The following is a 14,799-nucleotide window of genomic DNA, read 5'->3' on the forward strand; positions in this document are numbered from 1 at the left end:
GGGGGCCGGGGGCCGGGCCCCGCCCCCCCCGGCCGTTGACCGTCAGGCGTTGACGATCTTCACCGCGTCACTGCCGCGCCTCGTCGATCGCCCCGCTGTGGCCGCGGGTCCGCGCCGACGGACCGGCGGACCGGGCGCCGCGCTCCGAGGTGCTGCCGCACGGCGGCGTGGGCGCTCACCGCGCTGGGCCCGAACTGGCGCCGACAACCGCCCACTTTGCGCCTTTTGTCATCGTCCACGCTGGACGCGGTCCGGACCGGGATGGCGGTGCCGCACAGCCTGACCCCTCTGGGACGGGCCCTGCTGGGCGCCTGAGGGCCGGAGACGGGATCGCCGAAGGGCCGTGGCTCCGGCGGGAGCCACGGCCCTTCAGAAGGCTGGTGCAGGTGTCAGAGAACCCGGACCGCACCGCTCGCCGGGTAGCCCGACAGGTCCTGGATGACGACGCCCTTGCTGGGGTTGGCGGCGTCGAGGTACTGGCCGTCGCCGATGTAGACGCCGACGTGGTACGCGCTGCCGGCGCCACCCCAGTACAGGATGTCGCCGATCTGGAGGTTGCTGGTGCCCACCTGGGTGCCCGCCACCGACTGGTCCTGCGAGACGCGGGGGAGGTCGACGCCGACCTGCCGGAACGCGGCCTGGACGAGGCTGGAGCAGTCCCACGAGTTGGGGCCGGTGGCGCCCATGACGTACGCGTCGCCGAGCTGGGCCTTGAGGAAGCTCACCACGGTCGCGGCGGAGCCGGTCGCGTTCGAGCTGTTGCTGCTGTACGCGGCGAGCGTGGAACGCTCGCTGGTACGGGAGGCGCGCTCCTGGGACGCGGCCTCGGCGCGCTGCTTCGCCTCGGCCTTCTCGGCCTCGGCCTTGCGGACCGCCTCGGCCTTGGCCTTCTTGGCGGCCTGCGCGGCCTTCGTGGCGGCAGCGTCCTCCTGGGCCTGCAACTCCTGGTCGAGAGCGACCTGCTGGGTCGCCTCGGCGGACTGCGCCACGGCTTGGGAGAGACCGGCGGTCAGGGTGGGCATCTCAATGGTCTCGGTGACCGGGTCGGCGTTGGCCGGTCCGGCGGCTCCGGCCACTGCGATCGTGCTGAGGACGCCACCGGCAACTCCGGCCCGGAGCGCCATCGTCGAGGCGCTGCGCCGGCGGGGCTTCCGGTGGCTGGGTATGTGAGCGGTGTGGGACATGGGACAACCGCTATCAGGGGGAGCCGGTTCCCTTCAAGAAACGTGTGTTGCGCCACAGTTACGACCGGAACCTTTCAATCCGCTCCAGTCGCCGCCTTATTGACGCCCTAACGGACAAACCGGGCATGCGTGATCACAGCTGTGATCATGGGCTTTCCGTAAAAGGTCCGAATTGCCTGGCGCTTACCACCGCTTCACACCGATGGCCAAGCCCGCTTTTGTTGAGAGTTTGAGCGAGTGGCGCAGGTCACAGAAAGGTCACCTCCCGGGCCCCCGGAAGTTCGTGAACGCGTGCACGCGTCCACCTTCGTCCGCGGAGGCGCTCGCCCGGGTGACGCGACGTCCTCTATCACCCGATGCGGTCCATCGCCAATTTGCCCGAAGAGGCCCCGCCTTGCTATGCCCGCACCCCTTCCACCAGCGGTAACGCATACAGATGTCACTTCTCGTGACCGCTCGGGCGCTTCGCGTATGAAGATCACCGCTCATCCGGCTTCATGATCCTTCGCCTGGTGGTGGAGATCACAAAGGCGTTGTCGTACCCCGTGTCGCAGATCACAGACCGGCAGGCATAGGATGCGGGGCAGTCGGGCTTGTGAACTGCCTCACATACACGCGATCTTCGAGGCGGCGAGACGAATGCCCGGTGCGGTCCAACGGTCAAGGACGACTGGAAGGAGCGAGGAGGGTGAATGCTTACGCGCCCATCCTTGTGCTCGGCGCCCTCGGGGCAGGGTTTGCGATCTTCTCCGTGGTCATGGCCACGCTTATCGGCCCGAAGCGCTACAACAGGGCGAAACAAGAGGCGTACGAGTGCGGCATCGAACCCACTCCCACGCCGGCCGGCGGCGGCCGCTTTCCCATCAAGTACTACCTGACGGCGATGCTCTTCATCGTCTTCGACATCGAGATCGTCTTCCTCTACCCCTGGGCGGTCACCTTCGACGCCCTGGGGCTTTTCGGGCTCGTGGAGATGTTGCTCTTCGTGCTCACCGTCTTCGTCGCCTATGCGTATGTGTGGCGGCGCGGCGGCCTGGAATGGGACTGAGGGGCTGAGGGGCACCAATGGGACTCGAAGAGAAACTGCCGAGCGGTTTCCTGCTGACCACCGTCGAACAGGCCTCGGGCTGGGTGCGCAAGTCATCCGTCTTCCCGGCCACGTTCGGTCTGGCCTGCTGCGCCATCGAGATGATGACGACCGGTGCCGGACGGTACGACCTGGCCCGGTTCGGCATGGAGGTCTTCCGCGGCTCGCCGCGCCAGGCCGACCTGATGATCGTGGCGGGCCGGGTGAGCCAGAAGATGGCGCCCGTCCTGCGGCAGGTCTACGACCAGATGCCCAACCCCAAGTGGGTCATCTCCATGGGCGTGTGCGCTTCGTCGGGCGGAATGTTCAACAATTACGCCATTGTGCAGGGCGTCGACCATGTCGTCCCTGTTGATATCTATTTGCCCGGGTGCCCGCCGCGTCCGGAGATGCTGATGGACGCCATTCTCAAGCTCCACCAGAAGATCCAGTCCTCCAAGCTCGGCGTGAACGCGGAGGAAGCGGCCCGCGAGGCGGAGGAAGCGGCGCTCAAGGCGCTTCCCCTGATCGAGATGAAGGGGCTGCTCCGGTGAGCGACGTACGCACGGCCGCCGTGCCGCAGATGACGAGCGAATCCGCACCCCCGAGCCGCACGGGCGGAGAAGCGATCCAGGGGGTGCAGCGATGACGGACCAGCCGAACCCCGAGAAGGAGCTCAGCGAGCAGAACCTTCCGGGGCAGCGTGGTGAGGGCGGCGAGGAGATCCGCGTCCAGCGCGGCATGTTCGGTGCCAACAACGGCGGCGACACCTCGGGCTACGGCGGCCTCGTCCGCTCCGTCCGGCTGCCCGGCCCGACGAACCGTCCCTACGGCGGCTACTTCGACGAGGTCGCCGACGAGCTCGAGGGCGCACTGGAGGAACAGGGTCTCGTCCCCGAGAACGTCATCGAGAAGACGGTCGTCGACCGCGGGGAGCTCACCTTCCACGTCGCGCGCGAGCTGCTGACGCAGGTGGCCCGCACCCTGAGGGACGACCCGGCCCTGCGCTTCGAGCTCTGCACCGGTGTCAGCGGTGTCCACTATCCCGAGGACAAGGGCCGCGAGCTGCACGCCGTCTACCACCTGCGCTCGCTCACCCACGGCCGGCTGATCCGCCTCGAGGTCTCCGCCCCGGACAGCGACCCGCACGTGCCCTCCCTCGTCGCCGTCTATCCGACCAACGACTGGCACGAGCGCGAGACCTACGACTTCTTCGGGCTCGTCTTCGACGGTCACCCCGCCCTCACCCGGATCATGATGCCGGACGACTGGCAGGGCTACCCGCAGCGCAAGGACTATCCGCTCGGCGGCATCGCCGTCGAGTACAAAGGCGCCCAGATCCCGGCTCCTGACCAGCGGAGGTCGTACTCGTGAGTACATCGCACCCCCACCCGTCGCCCGGCCACCACCCCTCACCGGATCCCTTCGGGACGCCCCTTGCAGATCCCCGCGAGACCACCGAGGGGACTGTATATACAGTCACCGGCGGCGACTGGGACGAGGTCGTGCAGAGCGCGGCCAAGGCCGACGACGAGCGCATCGTCGTCAACATGGGCCCGCAGCACCCCTCGACCCACGGCGTGCTCCGGCTGATCCTGGAGATCGACGGCGAGACGGTCACCGAGGCCCGCTGCGGCATCGGGTATCTGCACACCGGCATCGAGAAGAACCTCGAGTACCGGACCTGGACACAGGGCACCACCTTCGTCACGCGCATGGATTACCTGACGCCGTTCTTCAACGAGACGGCGTACTGCCTCGGCGTGGAGAAGCTGCTCGGCATCGAGGACCAGATCCCGGACCGCGCGACGGTCATCCGCGTCCTGCTGATGGAGCTGAACCGGCTCTCCTCGCACCTGGTGTGCATCGCCACCGGCGGCATGGAGCTCGGCGCCACCACGATCATGATCTACGGCTTCCGCGATCGTGAACTGATTCTCGACATCTACGAACTGATCACCGGCCTGCGGATGAACCACGCGTACATCCGCCCCGGAGGCCTCGCCCAGGACCTGCCGCCGGGCGCCGTGGACCAGCTCCGCGAGTTCGTGAAGACGATGAAGAAGAACCTGCCGGAATACGACAAGCTCGCCACCGGCAACCCGATCTTCAAGGCCCGTATGCAGGACATCGGGTACCTCGACCTCACCGGCTGCATGGCGCTGGGCGCCACCGGACCGATCCTGCGATCGGCGGGCCTCGCCCACGACCTGCGCAAGACCGACCCGTACTGCGGCTACGAGACGTACGACTTCGACGTCCCGACCGCCGACACCTGCGACTCCTACGGCCGCTTCCTCATCCGGCTGGAGGAGATGCGGCAGTCGCTGCGCATCGTCGAGCAGTGCCTGGACCGGCTGGAGCCGGGCCCGGTCATGGTCGCGGACAAGAAGATCGCCTGGCCCGCGCAGCTCGCGCTCGGGCCCGACGGACTCGGCAACTCCCTCGACCACATCAAGCAGATCATGGGCACCTCGATGGAGGCCCTGATCCACCACTTCAAGCTGGTGACCGAGGGCTTCCGGGTCCCCGCCGGTCAGGCGTACGCGGCTGTCGAGTCCCCCAAGGGCGAGCTCGGTGTCCATGTCGTCTCCGACGGCGGCACCCGCCCCTACCGGGTCCACTTCCGTGACCCGTCCTTCACCAACCTTCAGGCCATGGCGGCGATGTGCGAGGGCGGCCAGGTCGCCGACGTCATCGTCGCCGTCGCGTCCATCGACCCCGTGATGGGAGGCGTCGACCGGTGACCGCAAATCAAGAGGTGAGCCTGGGTATGCCCCAGCTCCCCGCCCCCGACTACCCGGCCGATGTGCGCGCCAGGCTCGAAGCGGACGCGAAGGAGATCGTCGCCCGCTACCCCGACAGCCGGTCCGCCCTGCTGCCGCTGCTGCACCTGGTGCAGTCCGAGGAAGGCCATGTCACCCGTACCGGCGTGCGGTTCTGCTCCGAGGTCCTGGAGCTGACCACCGCCGAGGTCACCGCGGTGTCGACCTTCTACTCGATGTACCGGCGCAAGCCCTCCGGCGACTACCAGGTCGGGGTGTGCACCAACACGCTCTGCGCGGTGATGGGCGGCGACGCCATCTTCGACGACCTGAAGGAACACCTCGGGGTCGGCAACGGCGAGACAACCGCGGACGGCAAGGTCACCCTCGAACACATCGAGTGCAACGCGGCCTGCGACTTCGCCCCCGTCGTGATGGTCAACTGGGAGTTCTTCGACAACCAGACGCCCGAGTCCGCCCGCCGGCTCGTCGACGACCTGCGCGAAGGACGGACCGTCGAGCCGACCCGCGGTGCGCCGCTGTGCACCTACAAGGAGACCGCGCGCATCCTCGCCGGCTTCCCCGACGAGCGCCCCGGCGCCGTCGAGGCCACCGGCGGAGCGGGTCCCGCCTCGCTGATCGGACTGCGCCTCGCCAAGGGCGAGACGACGGCGGCCCGGGTGGTCTCGCCGCGCGCCGAGTCCCGCCAGGACGCACCCCAGCCCGGTTCCGAGCACCTCAGCTCGCACGACGCACCGCAGAAGACCTCGGACTCCGACCCGGAGCACCCGGCCGGCCCGGTGACCGAGGAGGGGGAGTGATGACCGTGTCCACCGAATTCGGGGGCAGCGCCCAGGGCGAGAGCAGCCCCGAGAAGCTGCTCGCGCCGGTGCTGTCCGCCTTCTGGGACGAGCCCGAGTCCTGGACGCTGGAGACCTACCGGCGGCACGACGGCTACCAGGGTCTGCGCAAGGCGCTGGCCATGTCGCCCGACGACCTCATCGCCTACGTCAAGGACTCCGGTCTGCGCGGCCGCGGCGGCGCCGGCTTCCCCACCGGAATGAAGTGGCAGTTCATTCCGCAGGGCGACGGCAAGCCGCACTACCTCGTCGTCAACGCCGACGAGTCGGAGCCGGGCACCTGCAAGGACATCCCACTTCTCTTCGCCAACCCGCACTCCCTCATCGAGGGCATCGTGATCGCCTGTTACGCGATCCGCTCGAACCATGCCTTCATCTATCTGCGCGGTGAGGTCGTGCCCGTACTGCGGCGGCTGCACGAGGCCGTGCGCGAGGCGTACGAAGCGGGCTTCCTCGGCACGGACATTCTCGGCAGCGGACTCGACCTCGAACTCACCGTGCACGCGGGCGCGGGCGCCTACATCTGCGGTGAGGAGACCGCGCTGCTGGACTCCCTGGAGGGCCGGCGCGGCCAGCCCCGGCTGCGGCCGCCCTTCCCCGCGGTCGCCGGTCTGTACGCCTGCCCCACTGTGGTGAACAACGTCGAGTCCATCGCGTCCGTTCCCGCGATCCTCAACAAGGGCAAGGACTGGTTCAAGTCGATGGGCAGCGAGAAGTCCCCGGGCTTCACGCTGTACTCGCTCAGCGGGCACGTCACGAGTCCCGGCCAGTACGAGGCCCCGCTCGGGATCACCCTGCGCCAACTGCTCGACATGAGCGGCGGCATGCGGGCGGGCCACCGCCTCAAGTTCTGGACTCCGGGCGGCTCCTCCACCCCGATGTTCACCGACGAGCACCTCGACGTCCCGCTGGACTACGAGGGCGTCGGAGCGGCCGGCTCGATGCTCGGCACCAAGGCCCTCCAGTGCTTCGACGAGACCACCTGCGTCGTCAGGGCGGTGACCCGCTGGACCGAGTTCTACGCGCACGAGTCCTGCGGCAAGTGCACGCCGTGCCGTGAAGGCACCTACTGGCTGGTCCAGTTGCTGCGCGACATCGAGGCGGGCAAGGGCGAGATGGCCGACCTCGACAAGCTCAACGACATCGCCGACAACATCAACGGCAAGTCGTTCTGCGCGCTCGGTGACGGCGCCGCGTCCCCGATCTTCTCCTCGCTCAAGTACTTCCGCGAGGAGTACGAGCAGCACATCACCGGCAAGGGCTGCCCCTTCGACCCCGCCAGGTCGACCCTCTGGGCCGACCGGCACACCACTACGGAGGTGAACGCATGACGGTCACTACAAGCGCTCCCTCCGGGGGCGGGGAGGCGGCTGTGCCGCCCGAGGACCTCGTCTCGCTGACGATCGACGGCGTGGAGATCTCCGTCCCCAAGGGGACGCTGGTCATCCGCGCCGCCGAACTGCTCGGCATCGAGATCCCGCGGTTCTGCGACCACCCCCTGCTCGACCCGGCCGGCGCCTGCCGGCAGTGCATCGTCGAGGTCGAGGGCCAGCGCAAGCCGATGGCCTCCTGCACCATCACCTGCACCGACGGCATGGTCGTCAAGTCGCAGCTCACCTCGCCCGTCGCCGAGAAGGCGCAGAAGGGCGTGATGGAGCTGCTGCTGATCAACCATCCGCTCGACTGCCCGGTCTGCGACAAGGGCGGCGAGTGCCCGCTGCAGAACCAGGCGATGTCGCACGGCGGCGCCGAGTCCCGCTTCGAGGGAAAGAAGCGGACGTTCGAGAAGCCGGTGCCGATCTCCACCCAGGTGCTGCTGGACCGCGAGCGGTGCGTGCTCTGCGCGCGCTGCACCCGCTTCTCCAACCAGGTCGCCGGCGACCCGATGATCGAACTCCTGGAGCGCGGCGCGCTCCAGCAGGTCGGCACCGGCGAGGGCGACCCCTTCGAGTCGTACTTCTCCGGCAACACCATCCAGATCTGCCCGGTGGGCGCGCTGACCTCGGCGGCGTACCGATTCCGCTCCCGCCCCTTCGACCTGGTCTCCTCGCCGAGCGTGTGCGAGCACTGCTCGAGCGGCTGTGCGACCCGCACCGACCACCGGCGCGGCAAGGTCATGCGGCGGCTCGCGGCCGACGACCCCGAGGTCAACGAGGAGTGGATCTGCGACAAGGGGCGCTTCGGCTTCCGTTACGCGCAGCGCCACGACCGCCTGACCACCCCGCTCGTGCGCAACCCCGAGACCCGCGAGCTGGAACCGGCGAGCTGGCCCGAGGCACTGGCCGCCGCGGCGGCCGGGCTGACCGCGGCCCGCGGCCGGGCCGGCGTCCTGCTGGGCGGCCGGCTGACCGTCGAGGACTCCTACGCGTACGCCAAGTTCGCCCGGGTCGCCCTGGACACCAACGACGTCGACTTCCGTGCCCGGGTGCACTCCTCCGAGGAGGCGGACTTCCTGGCCGCCCGGGTCGCCGGCCGCGGCCGTGACCTGGACGGCAGCGGGCTCACCTACCGGACGCTGGAGAAGGCGCCCGCGGTCCTGCTCGTCGGATTCGAGTCCGAGGAGGAGGCCGCCGGGGTCTTCCTGCGGCTGCGCAAGGCACACCGCAAGCACGGCCAGCGCACCTTCTCTCTGGCCACCCACGCCACCCGCGGTCTGGAGAAGGCGGGCGGCGTCCTGCTGCCCGCGGCCCCCGGCACCGAGACCGAGTGGCTGGACGCGCTCAGCAGCAACGTCGGCCTGGAGGGCGACGGTTCGGCCGCGGCTGACGCGCTGCGCACCGAGGGCGCGGTGATCGTGGTGGGCGAGCGGCTCGCGGCCGTGCCCGGCGGACTCACCGCCGCCGTACGGACGGCGAGCGCGACCGGCGCCCAGCTGGTGTGGATCCCGCGCAGGGCGGGCGAGCGCGGCGCTGTCGAGGCGGGCGCGATTCCTTCGCTGCTGCCCGGCGGCCGTCCGGCCACCGACCCGCGGGCCCGTGAGGAGACCGCCGAGGTCTGGCGCGTACGCGAACTCCCGCACCGCTACGGCCGCGACACCGGCCAGATCGTCGAGGCCGCCGCCATCGGCGAGCTGGGCGCGCTGGTCGTCGCCGGCGTCGAGGTCGCCGATCTGCCGGACCCGGCGCGTGCACGTGAGGCGCTCGACTCGGTCGGCTTCCTGGTCTCCCTGGAACTGCGGCCCAGCGAGGTCACCGAGCGGGCGGACGTGGTCTTCCCGGTCGCCGCCGTCGCCGAGAAGTCCGGCACCTTCCTCAACTGGGAAGGCAGGGCACGGCTGTTCGAGGCCGCGCTCAAGCCGGAACAGATGACGCGCCGGCTGGCGCCGTCCGACGCGCGGGTGCTGCACATGCTCGCCGACGAACTCGACGTCCCCTTCGGACTGCCCGACCTCAAGTCGGCCCGCAGGGAGCTGGACCGGCTCGGTTCGTGGGACGGCCCGCGGGCCACCGAACCGATGGAGTCCGCGCAGTCGCTGCCCCGCGCCGGAGAGGGCGAGGCGGTACTGGCAGGACACCGGCTGCTGCTCGACCAGGGCCTGCTCCAGCAGGGCGACGAGGCGCTGGCGGGCACCCGCCACGCGGCGGTCGCCCGGCTCTCGGCGGCGACCGCGGCCGAGACCGGCGTCAAGGACGGCGACATCCTGTCCGTCTCGGGCCCGTCGGGTTCGGTCGGCTTCCCGCTCCAGGTGACGGCGATGCCGGACCGGGTGGTGTGGCTGCCGCTGAACTCCGCGGGCGGCGGCGTCACATCGGACACCGGCGCCGTCCCCGGACAGCTGGTCCGCATCGGCCCGGCCGCGTCCCCGGCCGTCACCACCGAGGTACCGGAGGTGCGAGCGTGAGTGCCCTCGCTCATTTCGCGGAAGCCCAGCAGAGCGTCCTCGCCGCCGAGGATCTCTCGATGTTCGGGCGCGACCCGTGGTGGCTCGTCGTCATCAAGGCCGTGTTCTGCTTCGCCTTCCTGATGATCACCGTGCTGTTCTCCATCGTGTGGGAGCGCAAGGTGGTGGCCTGGATGCAGCTGCGCATCGGGCCCAACCGGCACGGCCCCTGGGGCATGCTCCAGTCGCTCGCCGACGGCATCAAGCTGATGCTCAAGGAAGACCTGATCGTCAAGCGCGCGGACAAGGTCGTCTACGTCCTCGCGCCGATCGTCGCGGCGATCCCGGCCTTCATGGCGATCGCCGTGATCCCGTTCGGCCCGTCCGGCAACGAGGTCTCGATCTTCGGCCACCGCACCACGATGCAGCTGACCGACCTGCCGATCGCGATGCTCTACATCCTCGCGGTCGCCTCGGTCGGTATCTACGGCATCGTGCTCGCGGGCTGGTCGTCCGGCTCCACGTACCCGCTCCTCGGCGGACTCCGCTCCTGCGCGCAGATGATCTCGTACGAGATCGCGATGGGCGCGGCGTTCGCCTCCGTCTTCCTCTACTCCGGGTCGATGTCGACCTCGGCGATCGTCGAGGCGCAGGCGGACCGCTGGTACATCATCCTGCTGCCGGTCTCCTTCATCATCTACGTGATCACGATGGTCGGTGAGACCAACCGGGCGCCGTTCGACATGCCGGAGTCCGAGGGCGACCTGGTCGGCGGCTTCAACACCGAGTACAGCTCGATCAAGTTCGCGATGTTCATGCTGGCCGAGTACGTCAACATGGTCACCGTCTCCGCCGTCTCGGTCACCCTCTTCCTGGGCGGCTGGCGGGCTCCCTACCCGATCTCCACGTTCTGGGAGGGCGCGAACCACGGCTGGTGGCCGATGCTCTGGTTCGTCATCAAGGTCCAACTGCTGCTGTTCTTCTTCATCTGGCTGCGCGGCACGCTTCCCCGTGTCCGCTACGACCAGCTGATGAAGCTCGGCTGGAAGGTCCTCATCCCCGTCTCGGTGGTCTGGCTGATGCTGGTCGCGACCGTGCGGGCGCTGCGGAACGAGAACTACGACTTCCAGCAGATCGTGCTCTACGTCGGCGGCGCGGTCATCGCCGTACTGCTGCTCTCCTTCGTCTTCGACATCTTCCGAGGCAAGAAGGAGAAGGAGGCGGAAGCCCAGGCGGCGAAGGAACCGCCCGCGGCCTTCGACCCGATGGCGGGCGGGTTCCCCGTACCGCCGCTGCCGGGACAGGAGTTGCCGCCGGTGCCGCGCAGGCGTCCGCGCCGGGAGCGCGAGCTGATTGTCAGTGGTGGACCCGATACTCAGGGTGACGGACCTCGTGACGGAAAGGAGGCTGACGGTGTCTGAGGGATCCGAGAACAAGTTCCAGAATCCGGTTGCCGGCTTCGGCGTGACCTTCAAGGCCATGTTCAAGAAGCGGCTGACCGAGCAGTACCCGGAGGAGCAGAAGGTCACGGCGCCGCGCTTCCACGGCCGGCACCAGCTCAACCGGCACCCGGACGGCCTCGAGAAGTGCATCGGGTGCGAGCTGTGCGCCTGGGCCTGTCCGGCGGACGCGATCTATGTGGAGGGCGCGGACAACACCGAGGAGGAGCGCTACTCCCCGGGCGAGAGGTACGGCCGCGTCTACCAGATCAACTACGCCCGCTGCATTCTCTGCGGGCTGTGCATCGAGGCCTGCCCGACCCGGGCGCTGACGATGACGAACGACTTCGAGCTGGCCGACAGCTCCCGCGAGGCGCTCATCTACACCAAGGAGCAGCTCCTCGCCGGACTCGAGGAGGGCATGGTCGACTCGCCCCACTCGATCTTCCCCGGCACGGACGAGCAGGACTACTACCGGGGTCTGGTCACCGAGGCCGCTCCCGGCACGGTCCAGCAGGTCGCCCTCTCCAAGCAGGAGAAGCCGCAGGAAGGCGCCTCCACCTTCGGTGACGGGGAACCGGCTTCGGGGAAGGTGGCCGGATCATGAACGCCCTCGCCGCCACCACCACGTCGACGGGTGAGGCCGTCCAGTTCTGGGTGCTCGGCACCGTCGCCGTGATCGGCGCCCTCTGCACGATCCTGATGCGGCGGGCCGTGCACAGCGCGCTCTGCCTCGCCGGGACCATGATCGTCCTGGCGGTCTTCTACCTCGCCAACGGCGCCTACTTCCTCGGTGTCGTGCAGATCGTCGTCTACACGGGCGCGATCATGATGCTGTTCCTCTTCGTCGTCATGCTGGTCGGCGTCACCGCCGCCGATTCGCTCAAGGAGACGCTGAAGGGCCAGCGCTGGCTCGCCGCGGCCTGCGGACTCGGCTTCGGCATCCTGCTGATCGCCGGCATCGGCAACGCCTCGCTGAAGAACTTCAACGGACTCGGCGCGGCCAACAGCGTCCACGGCGGCAACGTCGAGGGACTCGCCGCCCTGATCTTCACCAAGTACGTCTTCGCCTTCGAGATCACCGGCGCGCTGCTGATCACCGCGACCGTCGGCGCGATGGTGCTCACCCACCGGGAGCGCACCGAGCGGGCCAAGACGCAGCGGGAGCTGTCCGAAGAGCGGGTCCGCGAGGGCAAGCACCTGCCCCCGCTGCCGGCTCCGGGTGTCTACGCCCGGCACAACGCCGTGGACATCGCCGGTCTGCTCCCGGACGGCACGCCGTCCGAGCTCACGGTCATGCAGACGCTGCGGCAGCGCGGCCAGATCCGCGACGTGTCGGACGAGGCGCTGGCGGACCTCAAGGCGCTGGAGCGGCGCTCGGAGGACCGGCTCGGCCGTGACCACGACGAGCACGAAGAGGAGGTCGCGAAGTGAATCCCGTCAATTACCTGTATCTCGCAGCGCTGTTGTTCACCATCGGCGCGGCCGGGGTGCTGATCCGGCGGAACGCGATCGTCGTCTTCATGTGCGTCGAGCTGATGCTCAACGCCTGCAACCTCGCGTTCGTCGCCTTCTCCCGTATGCACGGCAACCTCGACGGCCAGATCATCGCGTTCTTCACGATGGTCGTCGCCGCCGCGGAGGTCGTGGTCGGGCTCGCGATCATCGTGTCGCTGTTCCGTTCCCGTCACTCGGCCTCGGTCGACGACGCCAGCCTGATGAAGCTGTAAGGGGCCGCCGGCATGGAGAACCTGATTGGGCTGCTCATCGCGGCGCCACTGCTCGGAGCGGCGGTCCTGCTGTGCGGCGGGCGGCGGCTCGACCGCACGGGCCACTGGATCGGCACCGTGCTCGCCGGTGCGTCGTTCGTGCTCGGCGTGGTGCTGTTCGCGAACATGCTGGGCAAGGGCGCCGAGGAACGCACCTTGAACAGCACGCTGTTCACCTGGATCCCGGTCGAAAGCTTCCAGGCGGACGTCGCCTTCCAGCTCGACCAGCTGTCGATGACCTTCGTCCTGCTGATCAGCGGCGTCGGCACACTGATCCACATCTACTCCATCGGGTACATGGAGCACGACGAGCGGCGCCGCCGCTTCTTCGGCTATCTGAACCTGTTCCTCGCGGCCATGCTGCTGCTGGTCCTCGCCGACAACTACCTGCTGCTGTACGTCGGATGGGAGGGCGTCGGCCTCGCCTCGTACCTCCTCATCGGCTTCTGGCAGCACAAGCCCAGTGCGGCGACCGCGGCGAAGAAGGCCTTCCTCGTCAACCGCGTCGGCGACATGGGCCTGTCGATCGCGATCATGCTGATGTTCACCACCTTCGGAACCTTCGCCTTCGGGCCGGTCCTGGAGGCGACGGGTGAGGCGAGCGAGGGCAAGCTGACGGCCATCGGCCTGATGCTGCTGCTGGCGGCCTGCGGCAAGTCCGCCCAGGTGCCGCTGCAGTCCTGGCTCGGGGACGCGATGGAGGGCCCGACCCCGGTCTCGGCCCTGATCCACGCGGCGACCATGGTGACCGCGGGTGTGTATCTGATCGTCCGCTCCGGCGCGATCTTCAACGCCGCGCCCGACGCCCAGCTGGCCGTCGTGATCGTCGGCGCCGTCACGCTCCTGTTCGGTGCGATCGTCGGTTGCGCCAAGGACGACATCAAGAAGGCCCTCGCCGGCTCGACGATGTCGCAGATCGGCTACATGATCCTCGCGGCCGGTCTCGGCCCGATCGGATACGCCTTCGCGATCATGCACCTGGTGACGCACGGCTTCTTCAAGGCCGGTCTGTTCCTCGGCGCCGGTTCGGTGATGCACGGCATGAACGACGAGGTCGACATGCGCAAGTACGGCGGCCTGCGGAAGTACATGCCGGTCACCTTCGTCACCTTCGGGCTCGGCTACCTCGCGATCATCGGAATGCCGCCGTTCTCCGGCTTCTTCTCCAAGGACAAGATCATCGAAGCGGCCTTCGCGTACGACGACGGCATCCGCGGCTGGATCTTCGGCGGAATCGCGCTGCTGGGCGCCGGTATCACCGCGTTCTACATGACGCGCGTGATGATCATGACCTTCTTCGGTGAGAAGCGCTGGCAGCCCACAGAGTCCGACAGCGACTCCGCCGCGGGGTCGGGCCACGAGCCGCATCCGCACGAGTCGCCCAGGTCGATGACCATCCCGATGATCGCGCTCGCCTTCGGGTCGGTCTTCGCCGGCGGGTTCTTCAGCATCGGCGACCGCTTCGTGGACTGGCTGGCTCCGGTCACCGAGTTCGAGCATCCGCACCCGGTGATCAGCGTGCCGACGATCACGGCCTGCACCATCGCCATGCTGCTGATCGGCGTCGCCATCGCCTGGGTCATGTACGGACGCAAGCCGGTCCCGGTGGTTGCCCCGCGCGCCTCGCTGCTCACCCGGGCCGCCCGCCGCGACCTGTACCAGGACGACATCAACCACGTGGTCCTGGTCCGCGGCGGCGAACACCTCACCCGCTCCCTGGTCTACGTCGACCACACCCTGGTCGACGGCGTGGTGAACGGCACGGCCGCCTCGGTCGGCGGGCTCTCGGGCCGGCTGCGCAAGCTGCAGAACGGCTACGCCCGCTCGTACGCCGTCTCGATGTTCGGAGGTACGGCGGTGCTGATCGCCGCGACCCTGCTGATGAGGGCGGTGTAA

At 68.7% G+C, this 14,799-nt stretch carries 13 protein-coding genes; 12 read left to right on the plus strand and 1 reads right to left on the minus strand.

The window, feature by feature from the left end; genetic code table 11:
* Positions 1-389: 389 nt before the first annotated feature.
* Positions 390-1,184 (minus strand): C40 family peptidase, encoded by a 795-nt coding sequence (locus ACFWU3_RS00005; protein WP_384428824.1) that lies wholly within the window; start codon positions 1,182-1,184, stop codon positions 390-392.
* Between the two features lie 688 nt (positions 1,185-1,872).
* Here ACFWU3_RS00005 and ACFWU3_RS00010 point away from each other — a divergent pair.
* The 12 genes from ACFWU3_RS00010 to nuoL all read left to right on the plus strand — a co-directional run bounded on the left by ACFWU3_RS00010 (position 1,873) and on the right by nuoL (position 14,799).
* Entirely contained in the window at positions 1,873-2,232 is a 360-nt protein-coding gene (locus ACFWU3_RS00010) for an NADH-quinone oxidoreductase subunit A (protein WP_313944764.1), read from the plus strand.
* A gap of 17 nt (positions 2,233-2,249) precedes the next feature.
* A complete protein-coding gene (locus ACFWU3_RS00015) occupies positions 2,250-2,804 on the plus strand; it encodes an NADH-quinone oxidoreductase subunit B family protein (RefSeq protein WP_313944763.1) in 555 nt (184 codons plus the stop codon).
* 91 nt (positions 2,805-2,895) lie between these two features.
* Positions 2,896-3,624 (plus strand): NADH-quinone oxidoreductase subunit C, encoded by a 729-nt coding sequence (locus ACFWU3_RS00020; RefSeq protein WP_313944762.1) that lies wholly within the window; start codon positions 2,896-2,898, stop codon positions 3,622-3,624.
* Positions 3,621-4,997 (plus strand): NADH-quinone oxidoreductase subunit D, encoded by a 1,377-nt coding sequence (locus ACFWU3_RS00025; RefSeq protein WP_384428828.1) that lies wholly within the window; start codon positions 3,621-3,623, stop codon positions 4,995-4,997. Before ACFWU3_RS00020 ends, ACFWU3_RS00025 begins: the two co-directional genes overlap by 4 nt.
* Before the next feature lie 26 nt (positions 4,998-5,023).
* Positions 5,024-5,836, plus strand: coding sequence for an NADH-quinone oxidoreductase subunit NuoE (gene nuoE / locus ACFWU3_RS00030; RefSeq protein ID WP_384429543.1), 813 nt, complete (start codon positions 5,024-5,026; stop codon positions 5,834-5,836).
* Positions 5,836-7,206 carry an NADH-quinone oxidoreductase subunit NuoF gene (gene nuoF, locus ACFWU3_RS00035; protein WP_313944760.1) on the plus strand — a complete coding sequence of 457 codons (1,371 nt, stop codon included), beginning with the start codon at positions 5,836-5,838 and terminating at the stop codon, positions 7,204-7,206. The genes nuoE and nuoF overlap by 1 nt, the downstream gene beginning before the upstream one ends.
* On the plus strand, positions 7,203-9,716 hold the full coding sequence (locus ACFWU3_RS00040) for an NADH-quinone oxidoreductase subunit G (protein WP_384428832.1): 2,514 nt from the start codon (positions 7,203-7,205) through the stop codon (positions 9,714-9,716). Before nuoF ends, ACFWU3_RS00040 begins: the two co-directional genes overlap by 4 nt.
* 59 nt (positions 9,717-9,775) lie before the next feature.
* Positions 9,776-11,116 carry an NADH-quinone oxidoreductase subunit NuoH gene (gene nuoH / locus ACFWU3_RS00045; RefSeq protein WP_384429546.1) on the plus strand — a complete coding sequence of 447 codons (1,341 nt, stop codon included), beginning with the start codon at positions 9,776-9,778 and terminating at the stop codon, positions 11,114-11,116.
* Entirely contained in the window at positions 11,109-11,741 is a 633-nt protein-coding gene (gene nuoI, locus ACFWU3_RS00050) for an NADH-quinone oxidoreductase subunit NuoI (protein ID WP_313944758.1), read from the plus strand. Before nuoH ends, nuoI begins: the two co-directional genes overlap by 8 nt.
* Positions 11,738-12,568 carry an NADH-quinone oxidoreductase subunit J gene (locus ACFWU3_RS00055; RefSeq protein WP_313944757.1) on the plus strand — a complete coding sequence of 277 codons (831 nt, stop codon included), beginning with the start codon at positions 11,738-11,740 and terminating at the stop codon, positions 12,566-12,568. Before nuoI ends, ACFWU3_RS00055 begins: the two co-directional genes overlap by 4 nt.
* On the plus strand, positions 12,565-12,864 hold the full coding sequence (gene nuoK, locus ACFWU3_RS00060) for an NADH-quinone oxidoreductase subunit NuoK (protein WP_069927518.1): 300 nt from the start codon (positions 12,565-12,567) through the stop codon (positions 12,862-12,864). Before ACFWU3_RS00055 ends, nuoK begins: the two co-directional genes overlap by 4 nt.
* Positions 12,865-12,876: 12 nt before the next feature.
* Positions 12,877-14,799, plus strand: coding sequence for an NADH-quinone oxidoreductase subunit L (nuoL, locus tag ACFWU3_RS00065; protein WP_384428837.1), 1,923 nt, complete (start codon positions 12,877-12,879; stop codon positions 14,797-14,799).

The organism is Streptomyces sp. NPDC058685 (genome assembly GCF_042714725.1).
Classification (GTDB): Bacteria; Actinomycetota; Actinomycetes; order Streptomycetales; family Streptomycetaceae; genus Streptomyces.